Source organism: Cellulomonas sp. KH9 (genome assembly GCF_900114185.1).
Classification (GTDB): domain Bacteria; phylum Actinomycetota; class Actinomycetes; order Actinomycetales; family Cellulomonadaceae; genus Cellulomonas.
The window spans coordinates 364,895-378,797 of record NZ_FOSE01000003.1 but is presented as its reverse complement, the minus strand read 5'-3'; the positions used below and the strand labels follow the sequence as shown (position 1 = coordinate 378,797).

General features: G+C 77.6%; 10 protein-coding genes. 8 read left to right on the top strand and 2 right to left on the bottom strand.

Translation table 11 applies throughout. From position 1 onward, the window contains the following. Positions 1-45: 45 nt before the first annotated feature. Positions 46-1,803: a hypothetical protein gene (locus tag BMZ16_RS11625; protein WP_143082809.1), complete on the top strand. Its 1,758-nt coding sequence runs from the start codon at positions 46-48 to the stop codon at positions 1,801-1,803. A 34-nt stretch (positions 1,804-1,837) separates the two neighbouring features. Further along, positions 1,838-2,176: a TraR/DksA family transcriptional regulator gene (locus BMZ16_RS11620; RefSeq protein ID WP_089800591.1), complete on the top strand. Its 339-nt coding sequence runs from the start codon at positions 1,838-1,840 to the stop codon at positions 2,174-2,176. Between the two features lie 48 nt (positions 2,177-2,224). Here the strand turns inward: BMZ16_RS11620 and BMZ16_RS11615 are convergent, their stop codons facing one another. Then, entirely contained in the window at positions 2,225-3,493 is a 1,269-nt protein-coding gene (locus BMZ16_RS11615) for a M20 metallopeptidase family protein (RefSeq protein ID WP_089800589.1), read from the bottom strand. Positions 3,494-3,632: 139 nt separating this feature from the next. Here BMZ16_RS11615 and BMZ16_RS11610 point away from each other — a divergent pair, with 139 nt between their 5' ends. The 6 genes from BMZ16_RS11610 to BMZ16_RS11585 all read left to right on the top strand — a co-directional run bounded on the left by BMZ16_RS11610 (position 3,633) and on the right by BMZ16_RS11585 (position 13,017). Continuing rightward, positions 3,633-4,868, top strand: coding sequence for a hypothetical protein (locus tag BMZ16_RS11610; protein WP_143082808.1), 1,236 nt, complete (start codon positions 3,633-3,635; stop codon positions 4,866-4,868). A gap of 34 nt (positions 4,869-4,902) precedes the next feature. Continuing rightward, the gene (locus BMZ16_RS11605) at positions 4,903-7,242 is read left to right on the top strand and encodes a helicase-associated domain-containing protein (protein ID WP_089801080.1); all 2,340 of its coding nucleotides are present in this window, start codon (positions 4,903-4,905) and stop codon (positions 7,240-7,242) included. 35 nt (positions 7,243-7,277) lie between these two features. Next, positions 7,278-8,924, top strand: coding sequence for a DNA repair helicase XPB (locus BMZ16_RS11600; protein ID WP_089800585.1), 1,647 nt, complete (start codon positions 7,278-7,280; stop codon positions 8,922-8,924). 4 nt (positions 8,925-8,928) lie between these two features. Beyond that, positions 8,929-9,969 carry a GNAT family N-acetyltransferase gene (locus BMZ16_RS11595; RefSeq protein ID WP_089800583.1) on the top strand — a complete coding sequence of 347 codons (1,041 nt, stop codon included), beginning with the start codon at positions 8,929-8,931 and terminating at the stop codon, positions 9,967-9,969. A 101-nt stretch (positions 9,970-10,070) separates the two neighbouring features. Then, a complete protein-coding gene (locus BMZ16_RS19960; protein WP_177199677.1) occupies positions 10,071-12,137 on the top strand; it encodes a TPM domain-containing protein in 2,067 nt (688 codons plus the stop codon). Positions 12,138-12,237: 100 nt separating this feature from the next. Continuing rightward, positions 12,238-13,017, top strand: coding sequence for a PspA/IM30 family protein (locus tag BMZ16_RS11585; protein ID WP_089800580.1), 780 nt, complete (start codon positions 12,238-12,240; stop codon positions 13,015-13,017). Between the two features lie 84 nt (positions 13,018-13,101). On the opposite strand, the gene BMZ16_RS11580 is transcribed toward BMZ16_RS11585, so the two are convergent. Continuing rightward, complete coding sequence (locus BMZ16_RS11580) at positions 13,102-13,884, bottom strand: type 1 glutamine amidotransferase (RefSeq protein WP_255366583.1); 783 nt, start codon at positions 13,882-13,884, stop codon at positions 13,102-13,104. Positions 13,885-13,903: the final 19 nt, after the last annotated feature.

Genomic DNA, 13,903 nt, shown 5'->3' with positions numbered 1-13,903 from the left:
ACCCCGCCGGTCGCTAGGGTCGCGGCCAAACAGGAGGAGTGCGACATGACGGATGGCCCCTTCGGCATGTGGGTCCAGGAGTCCGACCACGCCCAGTCGCGTCGGATCACCGAGCTCACCGGGGAGCTGGAGCACCTGCACCACTCGCTCCAGGCGCAGCACCGCACGGCATCCGCCCTGCGCAGCGACCTGGCGTCGTTGCGGGGGTCGATCGAGTCCCGCCTGACCCGGCTGTCCGAGGCCTTCGACGCGTTCGTCGAGCTGAGCTCCCTGCGCGACCAGCTCGCCCTGGTCGCGGGTCCCGCGCTCGTGCGGCAGGCGGCCCGCGCCCGGCTGGTCGCGCTCGGCACGCAGGCCGGGGGCACCGGACCCGTCCTGGACGTCGCCGGCGCGCCCGTCGCACCCGGCTACTGGCTCGCGGACGCCGTGGCCGCCCTCGGGCCCGACGACGAGGCCGCCGCCCGGCGCGCCGCCGCGATCGACCTGCGCCGTACCGCCACGTTCCTCACGGTGGCCGGGGCCGCGTGCGGGCGCGCGGACCTGGTGGCCCGGTGGGCACCCGACGCGCTGGGCACCCTCGACGCCACCCGCCCCGTGACCCGGGCGCAGCGCGTGCTGTGGCTGGCCGCCGCCGAGGGGCGGCTGGGACCGGCCGCCCGGACCGCCCTGCTCGACCGGCTGGCGGCCGCGGTCGCCGACGTCCCCGTCACGACGGCCGAGGACGCGGTCGCAGCGTGGACGGAGGAGCTCGAGGGCGAGCCGTACCGCGGGTCGAGCGTCGCGGGCGCCCCCGAGGTCGCCGAGGTCCGGCGCGGAACCGACGGGCTGGGCCGGCTGCGGGACCTCCTGGCCCCGCCGCCGGCCGCCGCTGCGCCCGCCGGCCCGGACGCCGCCGGGGACGGCGACGGCGCGGCCCCGGCACCCGACCCCCTCGTCACCGAGCTGGTCGACGTCCTGCGCGCGCTGATCGACGAGGGCGCCGAGGAGGAGTCGCACCTCATGGCCCGGGTGGCCGAGCTGGAGGCCGTCGTCACCGGCCGCGACGCACCCGGCCCGGCGTGGGACGCGCCCGCCGACGACCTGCTGCCGCTGCTGCGCACCGACGCCCTGGGGCGTCGGGACCCGGTGGGCGACGTCGCGCGGGCCGCGTGCGCACCGTGGGTCCTGCGGGCGGCCGACCGGCTGCTCGCCACGGCCGAGGTCTCCGCGCCGGACGTGCTCGAGGCGACGTCGGCCGGTGTGACGCTGCGCGCCCGGGCGGGCGCGGGCGAGGTCGAGGGCACCACGCAGGCCCTGGCCCGCGCGTCCACCCCGCCGCCGCCCGTTGCACCGCGCAGCACCCGGCTGACGGCCGGCCTGGCGGCCGGTGCGGCGCTGCTGTGGCTCACGACCGCGGTGACCCGCGGCGACGCGCAGTGGCTGCTGACGGTGAGCGCGATCGCGCTCACCGTCACCGCCTGCGCCCGCGGCGTGCAGCACGCCCTCGCCCGGCGCGCCGAGGCGGAGCGCGCCGCGCGTGCCGTCGCCGCCGTCCGCCGGGAGGCGGACCGCCTGCAGGCCCGCGTCGAGAGCGTCACGGCCGAGATCGCCGGCCACCGGGACGGCGCCCAGGAGTCGCACGCCCGGGTGCGTGCCGCGCTGACGGCCACGCCGGGCGGAGCGCCGACGGGCGGAGCGGCGGCGCCCGGTCCGGGGCCCTACGGCGACCCGGACGGCGCACCCGGGTCCGGGGACGGCCTGCCGCCGGGCAGCGTCGCCGGCGTCCGCGTCGGTCAGGCGTCGGAGGTCGTGGACGACGCCTGACGTGCGTGTCGCCACCGGGTGGTAGACCGGTGCCGTGGAACACGACCGGGCACGTGCGCTCCTGCTCGAGCTGCGGCGGGACGCCGTCGCTCGGCTGTCGGGGCTGGGTGACGCCCACCGGGACGTCGTCGACGCCGCCCGCGACGCCAACGTGGACGACGAGCACGACCCGGAGGGCGCGACGATCGCGTTCGAGCGCGCCCAGCTGGAGTCGCTCGCGGACGGGGCGCACCGCCGCCTCGCGGAGGTCGACGCGGCCTTGGCGCGGCTGGCGGACGGCACGTACGGGACGTGCGTGGTGGGCGGGGAGCCCATCGACGACGCCCGCCTCGAGGCGCGGCCCACGGCCACGACCTGCATCGCGCACACCTGACGGAGTCGCGCACGCCCGACCGGCGGGGCGCCGGACGCCGCTGCGAGGTCAGCGGGCGGTGCCGGTCCCCTGGTCCTCGGCCAGCCGGTCGAGCGCGAGCGCGGCCAGCACCGCGGAGCCCGCGACCAGGGCCTCGTCGTCGAAGCGGGCGCGCGGCGAGTGGTTGTACGGCGCGGTGCGGAAGTCCTCGCCCGGGGGCGTCGCGCCGACGAACACGAACGCGCCCGGCACCTGCTGCAGCACGTACGAGAAGTCCTCGGCACCGGGCACCGGCACGGGTGCGTCCTGCCAGGCGTCCGCGCCCAGCACGTCCTGCGTGACCCGGCGGGCGCGCGCCACCTCGTCCGCGTCGTTGGCGGTCACCGGGTAGCCCCGCTCGTAGTCGACGGTCGCACGCATGCCGTGCGCGGCCGCGACGTGCTCGCACAGCCGCGCGACACGCTCCGGCACCGCCGCGTGCGTCGCCGCACTGAACGTACGGACGGTCGCCTCGAGGTGGGCCACGTCGGGGATCACGTTGTCCTTGGTGCCCGCCTCGACCCGGCCGACCGTCACCACCACCGGGTCGAACACGTCGAACTGCCGCGTGACCATGGTCTGCAGCGCCAGCACCATCTCGGCCGCGACCGGCACCGGGTCCGCCGCCAGGTACGGCTTGGAGCCGTGCCCGCCGCGCCCGTGCACCGTGACGCGCACCGTGTCCGACGCCGCCATGAACGTCCCGGGCCGCGACGCGACCACGCCCAGCGGCAGCGTCGAGGCCATGACGTGCACCCCGTACGCCGCGACGACGGGCGTGCCCGCCGCGTCCAGCACGCCATCCTCGAGCATCAGGCGCGCCCCGTGCTCACCCTCCTCGCCGGGCTGGAACATCAGCACGACCGACCCGGCGATCTGCTCACGGCGCGCCGCGAGCAGCCGCGCGGCGCCCACCAGCCCGGCGACGTGCAGGTCGTGCCCGCAGGCGTGCATCACGCCGGGGTGCTGGGACGTGAACGGCTCCCCCGACTCCTCGGTGACGGGCAGCGCGTCCATGTCGCCCCGCAGCAGCACCGCCGGGCCCGGCCGCGCCCCGCGCAGCACCGCTGTGACGGAGGACAGCGCCCGCCCGGTCGACACCTCGAGGTCCAGGTCCGCGAGCGCGTCCAGGACCAGCCCCTGCGTGAGCGGCAGGTCCAGGCCCCGCTCGGGCACCCGGTGCAGCGCGTGCCGCAGCGCGGCGGTCCGCGGCAGCGAGCGGCGCGCCTCCTCGTGCAGGGCCGCCAGCGCGGTGCCGGTCGCTCGCTCGTCCGGGGTCGTGCTCTCGTCCAGCGCCATGCGGCCACCCTGCCACAGGCCCAGCGGGGCGCTCCTGCGCCGTCGTACCCCCGTCCGGGTAGGCCGAACGGGGGTTTCCGCGGCCCGGCCTCCCCTCACGTCACCCGGGCGCGCCCGCCGCGCTCACTAGCCTGGGCGGATGTCCTCGAGCGCCGACGCCGGCCGTCCCGCGGCGCCGACACCGGCGCCGGGCCCGGCCGTGCCCCCCGCAGCCGTCGCCGCACCGCTGCGGGTGCCCGCACCCGTGCCCGCGACCGCGGTCGTGCCCGCGGCCGGCGGCGCCGTGGGCACGGTCCCCGCCGCGTCACCGAGACCCCTGCCCCGACGCCCCGGCGCCCCGGTCGCGGTCGACGTCGTGCCGACGCCGCTGCGGGCCCCGGCGACGCGGACACCCGCACCGCCTCCGACGCCCCTGTCCACACCCGCACCGACACCGGCGCCCGCACCCGCACCGGCCGCGCGGGCATCGGCGCCGACGTCCGCGTCGGCGCCCGTCCCGACCGTGCCCGCCCGCGCCCCGGCGTCCCCGTCGGCACCCGCACCGGCCGCGCAGGCACCCGGCCCGAGGACGGTGCCCGTCTCGATGTGGGACGCCGCACCCGCGTCCCTGCGGGCTGCCCCCGTCCCGGTGCCCCGCCCGGCGCCGCTGCGCGCCGCACCCCGCGGCCGGGTGGCGGGCCTGGCAGCCGTGGTGGCCGTGCTGTCGATGTCGGTGGGTGCCGCAGCGGCCGCCACCCTCACGTCCGGCGCCGACGCAGCACCGCAGGTGACCGCACCGCCACCCGTGGAGCGCAGCGCCCCCGCCGCACCGGCCGCCGACCCCGGTCCGCGGTCCGACGAGCTGGCGCGGGAGCTCGGCCTGCTCGAGGTGGACCTGGCCGTCGCGCGGGCCACCTGGTCGGGCACGGACGGCACCGACATCCCGGCGCGCGAGGACCTCTCCCGGGCCGTCGACGCCGCGCAGGCGTGGCTGGACGCCTACGCGGAGCCGGCCACCCCCGCCGCCACCGAGCAGCTGTTGCGCGAGGTCGCCGCGCACCGCACGGAGCTCGCGACCCGCGTGGAGCAGGTGCGGCAGGACGCGGCGCCGCCGCCGCCGCAGGCCACGCCGGCACCCGCGCCCCCGGCGGCGCAGGTCCCCGCGACCCGCCGGCCCGCCGCGGGCACGCCCGCGCGGGGCGACACGCCGTCACCGGCAGCCCCGGGCGCGGGCTCGGCGGACCCGGCACCGACCGCCGCACCCACGGCCCCGGCCGCACCGTCCCCCGGCGCACCCGCCGCACCCGACCCGCCCGACACCCCCGACACCCCCGGGGAGCCCACCACACCCCCGCCCGACCCGGCCGCGCCGCCGCAGGAGCAGGGCACCGACTGACCCCCTGCGCCCCGTCCCACGTATCGTGGTGCGGATGGCCACGTTCACCGGGTACCTGCGCGCACGCAGCGACGACGAGCTCGTCGCGCTGCTCGTGCGCCGGCCCGACCTGGCCACACCGCACCCCGCGACGCTCGCGTCGCTCGCCGCGCGGGCCACCAGCCGGTCGAGCCTGGACCGGGCGCTGACCTGGGTCGACGCACTGGTCCTGCAGGTGCTCGAGTCCGTCGTGGTGCTGACCTCGACGGTCGGCCCGCCCACGACGGCGCAGGTGCAGGCCGCGGTCGGCGCCGCCCCGGACGACGCGCCCCGGGTGGCGCGGGCCGTCCAGGACGCCGTCGCGCTCGCGCTGCTGTGGCCCGACGACGACGGCACCCTGCACGTCACGCCCGGCGTGACCGACGCGCTGGGAGCCTCCGTGGCCGGCCTCGCACCGCCGGGTACCGGTGACGACGACGCACCGGGCGACCCCCTGGCCGACCTGGTCGACGCCCCGCCCGGTGCCACGTCCGTGCTGGACGCGCTGACGTGGGGCCCGGCCGTGGGGCTCGTCCCGCCGCCGGGCACCGCGGCCGCGGACACCGTGACGTGGCTGGTCGGGCACGGGCTGCTGACCCGCGCCGACGAGCGGCACGTGCTGCTGCCGCGCCGGGTCGCGCTCGCGCTGCGCGCCGGGCGCACCCACCGGGCACCGGCCCTCGCCCCCGCGTTCGCCGACGCCCCGGTCCGCGACGCCGGCGTCGTGGCCGCCGAGTCCGCGCGCGCCGCCGAGCAGACCGTGCGCCTGGTGCGTCAGCTGCTGACCCGGTGGGAGCAGTCCCCGCCCGGTGTGCTGCGCGCCGGCGGCCTGGGCGCCCGCGACCTGCGCCGCACCGCGCAGGCGCTCGACGTCGACGACACGCACGCGGCGTGGCTCGTCGAGACGGCGGCGACCGCGGGCCTGCTGGCCGACGACGGCGAGGAGAGCCCGTCGTTCGTCCCGACCCTGGAGGCCGACGTGTGGGCCGCGCAGGACGTCGCACCCCGCTGGGCGACGCTCGCGCGGGCGTGGCTGACGTCGGCACGCACCCCGTGGCTGGTCGGTGAGCGGGACGACCGCGGCACCCGGCGCGCCGCCCTCGACCCCGAGCTGACCCGACCGTGGGTGCCGCGGCTGCGGCGCGCCGTGCTGGACGTGCTCGCGTCGGCACCGCGCGGTGCCGCCCTGACCGCGGACGACGTCCACGAGGCGCTGCGCTGGCGCTCGCCGCGGTCGGTGCCGCCGCTGTCCGCGATCGAGGCCGTGCTCGTCGAGGCCGGGAGGCTCGGCGTCGTGGGTGCCGGCGCGCTCGCGTCGGCCGGCCGGGCGCTCGTGGCCGACGAGGACGCCGGCGAGGCCCTCGCGGCGGACCTCCCCGCCCCGGTCGACGAGATCCTGCTGCAGGGCGACCTCACGGGCGTGGTGCCCGGGCGACCCTCGCCGGACCTGGAGGACCTGCTGGAGCTCGCCGCCGACGTGGAGTCGCGCGGCGGCGCCGTCACCGTGCGGTTCACCGCCGACTCGGTGCTGCGTGCGCTCGACGCGGGCACCACGGCCGACGACCTGCTGACGCGGCTCGGTGCCGCCGCGCGCGGCCGCGTGCCGCAGCCCCTGGAGTACCTGGTGCGGGACGTGGCGCGCCGCCACGGGCGGCTGCGGGCCGGTGCGGCGTCGTCGTACGTGCGGGCCGACGACCCCGCGCTGCTGGCGGGCCTGGCCGACGACCCGCGGCTGGCGTCGCTGCGGCCCCGGCTGCTGGCCCCGACGGTGCTGGTCGCCGACGCGTCGCCGGCCGAGCTGCTGGAGGCCCTGCGGGCTCGCGGCCTGGCGCCCGTCGCCGAGGACGCCCGCGGTGCGGTGGTGCACGCCGTCGCCCCCGAGCGGCGCGTGCGCGCCCGTCCCCGCCGGTCCGCACCGGTGCACGAGCGGCCGCTGCCGCAGCGCGCCGCGTCGGTCGTCGCGACCCTGCGCCGCGGTGACCCGCCCGTGTCCGCGCCGGTCACGGCCGTGCGCGCGACGGGCCCCGCGGGGGCGCCCGTCGACGCCGGCGGTGCTCCCGCGCCCGCCGCCGGCCGCCGCGGCGGTGCGTCGTCCGCCCTGCCCGCACCCCTCACGCGGGGCGCCGGCCGTGGAACACCGGAGCCCGGTGACGCGTTGGTGGTGCTCCGTGAGGCCGCGCAGGCGCGGACGGCCGTGTGGGTCGAGATCGTCGGCCCCGACGGGCGCGCCGACCGGCGGCTGGTGCGCCCGCTGAAGGTCGAGGGCGGCCGGCTGCGCGCGCTGGACCCGCGCCGCGAGGCCGAGCTGACCGTCGCCGTCCACCGCATCGCCGACGTCACCCACGCCACCGACTGACCCCGCACGCCTGCCCCCGACCCCCGGAGAAGCCAGTGCCCGACGGCCCGCTCATCGTCCAGTCCGACAAGACCCTCCTGCTGGAGGTCGACCACGACCAGGCCGACGCGTGCCGCCGCGCCATCGCCCCGTTCGCCGAGCTCGAGCGCGCCCCCGAGCACGTCCACACGTACCGGCTGACGCCGCTGGGCCTGTGGAACGCGCGCGCCGCCGGGCACGACGCCGAGCAGGTCGTCGACACGTTGCTGCAGTACAGCCGCTACCCGGTGCCGCACGCGCTGCTCGTCGACGTCGCCGAGACCATGTCCCGGTACGGGCGGCTGCAGCTCGTCCAGGACCCGGTGCACGGGCTGGTGCTGCACGCCCTGGATCCCGCGGTGCTGGCCGAGGTCACCCGCTCCAAGCGCACCGCCGGGCTGCTCGGCGCGCGGCTCGACGAGACCGACGTCGTCGTGCACCCGTCCGAGCGCGGCCACCTCAAGCAGGTGCTGGTCAAGCTGGGCTGGCCGGCCGAGGACCTGGCCGGGTACGTCGACGGCGAGGCCCACGAGATCGCCCTCCTGGAGGACGGCTGGGCGCTGCGGCCCTACCAGAAGCAGGCCGTCGACGGGTTCTTCCACGGCGGGTCGGGCGTCGTGGTGCTGCCCTGCGGCGCCGGCAAGACGCTCGTCGGGGCCGGGGCCATGGCGCGGTCGTCGACGACCACGCTGATCCTGGTGACCAACACCGTCTCCGCGCGGCAGTGGCGCGACGAGCTGGTGAAGCGGACGTCCCTGACCGAGGACGAGATCGGCGAGTACTCGGGCACCCGCAAGGAGGTCCGTCCCGTCACCATCGCGACGTACCAGGTGCTGACGACGAAGCGGAAGGGCGTGTACACGCACCTCGAGCTGCTCGACGCCCGCGACTGGGGCCTCATCGTGTACGACGAGGTGCACCTGCTGCCCGCGCCGATCTTCCGCATGACCGCGGACCTGCAGGCGCGCCGCCGCCTGGGGCTGACCGCGACGCTCGTGCGCGAGGACGGCCGTGAGGACGAGGTGTTCTCCCTCATCGGCCCCAAGCGGTTCGACGCGCCGTGGAAGGACATCGAGTCGCAGGGGTACATCGCACCGGCCGAGTGCGTCGAGGTGCGGCTGACGCTGCCCGACCACGAGCGCATGGCGTACGCGACGTCGGAGCCGGAGGACCGGTACCGCCTGGCGGCGACCGCGTCCGGCAAGAACCGCGTCGTGGACTCCCTGGTGGCCAGGCACGCCGGCGAGCAGACCCTCGTGATCGGCCAGTACCTCGACCAGCTGCACGAGCTGGCCGAGCACCTGGGCGCCGACCTCATCACCGGTGAGACGACCGTGCGCGAGCGGCAGCGGCTGTTCGACGCGTTCCGCACCGGCGAGATCACCACGCTCGTCGTCTCCAAGGTCGCCAACTTCTCCATCGACCTGCCCGAGGCGTCCGTCGCCATCCAGGTCTCGGGGTCGTTCGGTTCCCGCCAGGAGGAGGCCCAGCGCCTCGGCCGCATCATGCGCCCCAAGGCCGACGGCAAGACCGCGCACTTCTACACGGTCGTCGCCCGCGACACCGTCGACCAGGAGTTCGCCGCCCACCGGCAGCGGTTCCTGGCCGAGCAGGGGTACGCCTACACGATCGTCGACGCCGAGGACCTGGGCGTCGCCCGGTGACCCGATGAGCCCGCTGCAGCCGATCCCCGACCTGCCGCCGTCCGCGCTGCCCGCCGGCTGGCGTGCCCGCACCCCCGGGCCGCAGGACGTCCCCGAGCTGCACGCGCTGCGTGCCCGGCACGAGGTCGCCGCACGCGGTGCACCGACCGCGACAGCCGACGCGACGCTGGCCGAGGTCGCGGGCGACGGCGCGGCGACGCGGGAGCACCTGGTGGTGCGCGACGCGTCCGGCGCAGCGCGCGGCTGGGCGACCGTGACCGACCGCGCCGCCGGGCGCGTGCTGGTCGCCGTCGTCGTCGACCCCGACCTCGACGACGCGACCGGAGACGCACTGGCCGCCGCCCTGTTCGGGTGGGCGCAGGCCGCCGGCGTCGCGCTGGCGGGCGCCCGCGGGCTGCCCCGCACGCAGCTCGACAGCGGCGCCTTCGACACGGACGCCCGCCAGCAGCGGTGGCTCGCCGCGGCGGGGTACGCGCGGGTCCGCACGTGGTGGCAGATGCGGCGCCCGGTGACCCGCGAGGACCGCGTCGTGCCGGCGCCGCGCCCGGGGGTCGTCGTCCGCCGGCTGGCGCGCGCCGCGGACGGGTCGCCCGACGAGCGGGACCTCGTCGCCTCGCACGACGTGCTGGAGGAGGCGTTCGCCGACCACTTCAACCACCACGAGGAGACGTTCGACGAGTTCCTCGCGCGGCTGCGGGCGGACCCGGGCCACCGCTGGGACCACTGGTGGATGGCCGAGCTCGTCGACGGGGACGCCCCCGTCCCGGTCGGGGTGCTCATCGCGAGCGAGTCGCTGGACGCCCGGGGGCACCCGGTGGGCAGCTACGTCGAGTACCTGGGCGTGCTGCGCACCGCCCGCGGGCGCGGCGTGGCGCGCTCCCTGCTGGACGCGGTGACCGCGGACGCGGCCGAACGCGGGCGCGGGTACGTCGGGCTCGAGGTCGACGCGGACTCCCCCACGGGCGCGGCCGGGCTCTACCTGTCGCAGGGCTTCACCACGTCGTACGTGACGCAGTCCTGGCACCGGTACGTCGACGTCGCCTGAGGCGTCGGGCGCACCTGACGTCGACGGCCTCACCCGCCTGGCGGAACCAGCGCGCGGCGGGGTGCGTTGCCACAGGTGCAGGCCTGAGAAAGGATCGAGACGTGCACCTGGCTCGTCATGCCCTCCACCCGTTCGCCGCCGTCGCCGTCGGGGCGGTGGTCCTGGTCGCCGGCGCGGGCGGTGCGGCCGCGGAGGCGCCGTTCGACCTGCGCGGCGAGACCGTCGTCGACCCCGCGGATGTGCTCGACGACGTGTCGACCGTGCAGGACGCGGTCGACGAGGTGCGCACCGAGACGCCGTACCGGCTGACGGTCGTGTACGTCGACACGTTCGACGGGTTGTCGCCCGACACCTGGGTGCAGCGCACCGCCGAGGCCTCCGGCCTCGGGTCGTCCGACGCCGTGCTGGCGGTCGCCGTGGAGGACCGGGAGTACACGCTGGCCCCCCGGAGCCTGGGGTCCGTCTCGTCGTCCCAGCTCGACGGCGTCGCCGCCGACGTCGAGTCGGAGCTGGCGAACGACGACTGGGACGGTGCCGCGATCGCGGCCGCGTCGGGCATCGTCGCAGCGGCGAACGGCGAACCCGTGGGGTCGGGGTCGGACGGGTCGTCGTCGGGCGGCGGGTTCACCGTGGTGCTGCTCCTCGGGTTCGTCGCCATCGGGGCGGTCCTGCTGTTCACGTTCCTGCGGCGCCGCTCCCAGCCGGCGGGCACGCTGCGGGACACCGCGGGCGCCACGCGGGTCGCGGGCGCCGCCGACGAGTTCGCCGGCCTGCCCACGGCCGAGCTGGACCGCCGCTCCGCGTCGGCGCTGGTGGCGCTCGACGACGCCCTGCGCTCGTCGGAGGAGGAGCTGGGGTTCGCCCAGGCGCAGTTCGGCGAGGAGCAGACGCGCGGCTTCGAGCAGGCCCTGGTGCAGGGCAAGCAGACGCTCACCGAGGCGTTCCGGCTGCGGCAGACCCTCGACGACGACGTGCCCGACACCGAGGAGCAGGTGCGGGCCACGTCCGCGCAGATCCTGCGGCTCTGCGGGCAGGTCGAGCAGCAGCTCGACGAGCAGAAGGACGCGTTCGACCGGCTGCGCGCCATCGAGGCCCGCGTGGACGACGCCCTCGCCGCGCACGACCGCGAGGCGCAGCGCCTGCGGGGCCGCGTGGAGCCCGCGCGCGCCACGATCGCGACGCTGAGCGCGCGCTACTCCCCCGACACGCTGGGCTCGGTCGCCGGGAACGCGGACCAGGCGGCCCGGCTGCTGGACGACGTCGAGACCACCATCGGACAGGGCCGCGAGCGCTCGGGCGCGGGCGACAAGGCCGCGGCCGTCGGCTTCGCGCGCGCCGCCGAGGAGGCCCTCGCGCAGGCCACGACGCTGCTCGACGCCGTCGACTCGGCCGAGGCGGACCTCGCGACGGCGGGCGCGCGGCTCGAGGCCGGCATCCGCTCGATCACGTCCGACCTGGCCGACGCCGACCGGCTGGCGCCCGGCGACCCGCAGGTCGTGCCGCACGCGCAGGAGGCGCGCGCGGCCGTCGAGGCCGCCACCGCCGCACGTGGGGGGAACGGCGACCCGCTGGCGGCACTGCGTCGCCTCACCGACGCCGAGGCCGCGATCGACGCGGCCCTCGCGCCCCGCCGCGACGCCGAGGAGCGTGGCCGGCGGGCCCGTGCGCTGCTGGACGACACGCTCGGCCGGCTGGACTCCGCGGTGCGCGCCACCACCGACTACGTCAGCACCCGGCGCGGCGCGGTCGGCCCGCAGGCCCGGACCCGGCTCGCGGAGGCGGACCGGCTGCGGCTGCGCGCGCTCGACCAGCGCAGCACCGACCCCGAGGCCGCGCTGGCCACCGCCCAGCAGGGTGAGCGGCTGGCCGCGGAGGCGCAGCGCCTCGCGCAGATCGACGTCGAGAACGCCCGGTACGACGACCACGACCGCCGCGGCGGCACCGGTGGCGGCACGGACGTGGGCGGCATGATCCTCGGCGGCATCCTCATCGACTCGATCCTGCGCGGCGGCGGCCGCGGCGGCGGCGGCTGGGGCGGTGGCGGCGGTGGGTTCGGTGGCGGCGGGTTCGGTGGCGGCGGGCGCGGCGGCGGGTTCGGCGGCGGCGGCTTCGGTGGCGGCGGGCGCGGCGGCGGGTTCGGCGGCGGCGGGCGCGGCGGCGGGTTCTGACGCCGGCCCGGCATTCTCACGCGGCTGCCGAGAGCGGCGGACGCGGCACGTGACACCGGACGGACGGTCCGGGTCGGCAGCACAGGGAGGGCACGACACGATGACCGAGAAGCAGTCGATCTTCGGACGGATCACGCAGCTGGCGCGCGCGAACATCAACGCGCTCATCGACCAGGCCGAGGACCCGCAGAAGATGCTCGACCAGCTGGTGCGCGACTACACCGGCTCCATCGCGGACGCCGAGAAGGCGATCGCACAGTCGATCGGCAACCTGCGGCTCGCCGAGCAGGACTACAACGAGGACGTCGCCGCGGCCCGCGACTGGGGGCAGAAGGCGATGGCCGCGTCGGCACGCGCCGACCAGTTCCGGGCGGCGGGCGACGCCGCCAACGCGGACAAGTTCGACAACCTCGCGAAGATCGCCATCGGCAAGCAGCTCACCGCGGAGCAGGAGGTCCGCGACGCGGAGCCCCTGATCGCCTCGCAGCGCGAGACGGTCGAGAAGCTCAAGTCCGGCCTGGCGCAGATGAAGGACAAGCTCGGCCAGCTGAAGTCGCGCCGCGACTCGCTGATCGCACGCCAGAAGTCCGCGCAGGCGCAGCGTCAGGTGCAGGAGGCGATCGGCTCGATCAACGTCCTGGACCCGACGAGCGAGATCGCGCGCTTCGAGGAGAAGGTGCGCCGCGAGGAGGCGTACGCGATGGGCCAGGCCGAGCTCGCCGCGTCGTCGCTCGACTCGCAGTTCGCCGAGCTCGAGTCCGCCGGCGCGGAGATCGAGATCGAGGCGCGGCTCGCCGCCCTCAAGCAGGGCAGCGCGCCGCGGCAGATCGAGGCGACGACGGTCACGCCCGCCGTGGGCACCGGTACCGACGACGCCTGACCCGCACCACGTCCGACGGTGACGGCCCGGTCCCTGCGGGGACCGGGCCGTCGTCGTCGGTGGGCTCGGACGGTGCCGTGACGGTCAGAGGGGCGTGCGGCGCGCGGACGCGCGGTCGTGCACCACGTTGACGAACGCCCGGGCGACGGCGCGACCGGCCGCCTCGACCTCGGCGGCCCGCTCGGTCATCTGCGCGACCACCGCGTCGGTGTCGACCCGGTCGTCACCCTCGGCCCAGCCGCGCAGGGTCTCCGGGCCTGCCTCCGGGTGGAACTGCACACCCCACGCGCTGCCGATGCGGAACGCCTGGAACGGGTAGGTGGCCGACGACGCGAGCCACACGGCGCCGCGCGGCAGGTCGACCACCGCGTCGGAGTGCATGCTGGGCAGGGCGGTGGTGCGCGTCGACCCGGCGAGCACGACCAGCGGCGCGACGAGCGAGTCCGTCGCGGCCTCGGGCCGCCACCGCACGTCGATCACGCCGGCCTCGCACCCGGGGGGCGCCGCGACCTGGACGCGTCCGCCGCGGGCGACGGCCAGCAGCTGCGCACCCAGGCAGATGCCCAGGGCCGGGACGTCGGTGGCGCTGACGACGGCCAGGAGGTCACGCAGCGGGCGCAGCCACGGGGCGGCGTCGTCGTCGTAGGCGGACATCTGCCCGCCGAGCACGAGCAGACCGTCGCCGACCTCCGTCGGGCCCGGCAGCGCGTCGCCGCGGTCGGCGCGGACGAGCTGGACGTCGACGCCCGGCAGCCACTCGGCGAACCGGTCGAGGCCCACGTCGGGGGAGCTCTGGACGACGGTCACCCGGGGCGCGGTGGCGTCGGCGGAGGCGTGGAGCGTGCGGTCGCTGAAGTCAACGGTCACCCGTCAACGGTAGTCGCCG

Bases quoted from the DNA above. Each gene is read 5' to 3' on its own strand.
- BMZ16_RS11625 (WP_143082809.1), top strand. From the start codon at position 46: ATGACGGATGGCCCCTTCGGCATGTGGGTCCAGGAGTCCGACCACGCC.
- BMZ16_RS11615 (WP_089800589.1), bottom strand. From the start codon at position 3,493: ATGGCGCTGGACGAGAGCACGACCCCGGACGAGCGAGCGACCGGCACC.
- BMZ16_RS11610 (WP_143082808.1), top strand. From the start codon at position 3,633: ATGTCCTCGAGCGCCGACGCCGGCCGTCCCGCGGCGCCGACACCGGCG.
- BMZ16_RS11605 (WP_089801080.1), top strand. From the start codon at position 4,903: ATGGCCACGTTCACCGGGTACCTGCGCGCACGCAGCGACGACGAGCTC.
- BMZ16_RS11595 (WP_089800583.1), top strand. From the start codon at position 8,929: ATGAGCCCGCTGCAGCCGATCCCCGACCTGCCGCCGTCCGCGCTGCCC.
- BMZ16_RS11585 (WP_089800580.1), top strand. From the start codon at position 12,238: ATGACCGAGAAGCAGTCGATCTTCGGACGGATCACGCAGCTGGCGCGC.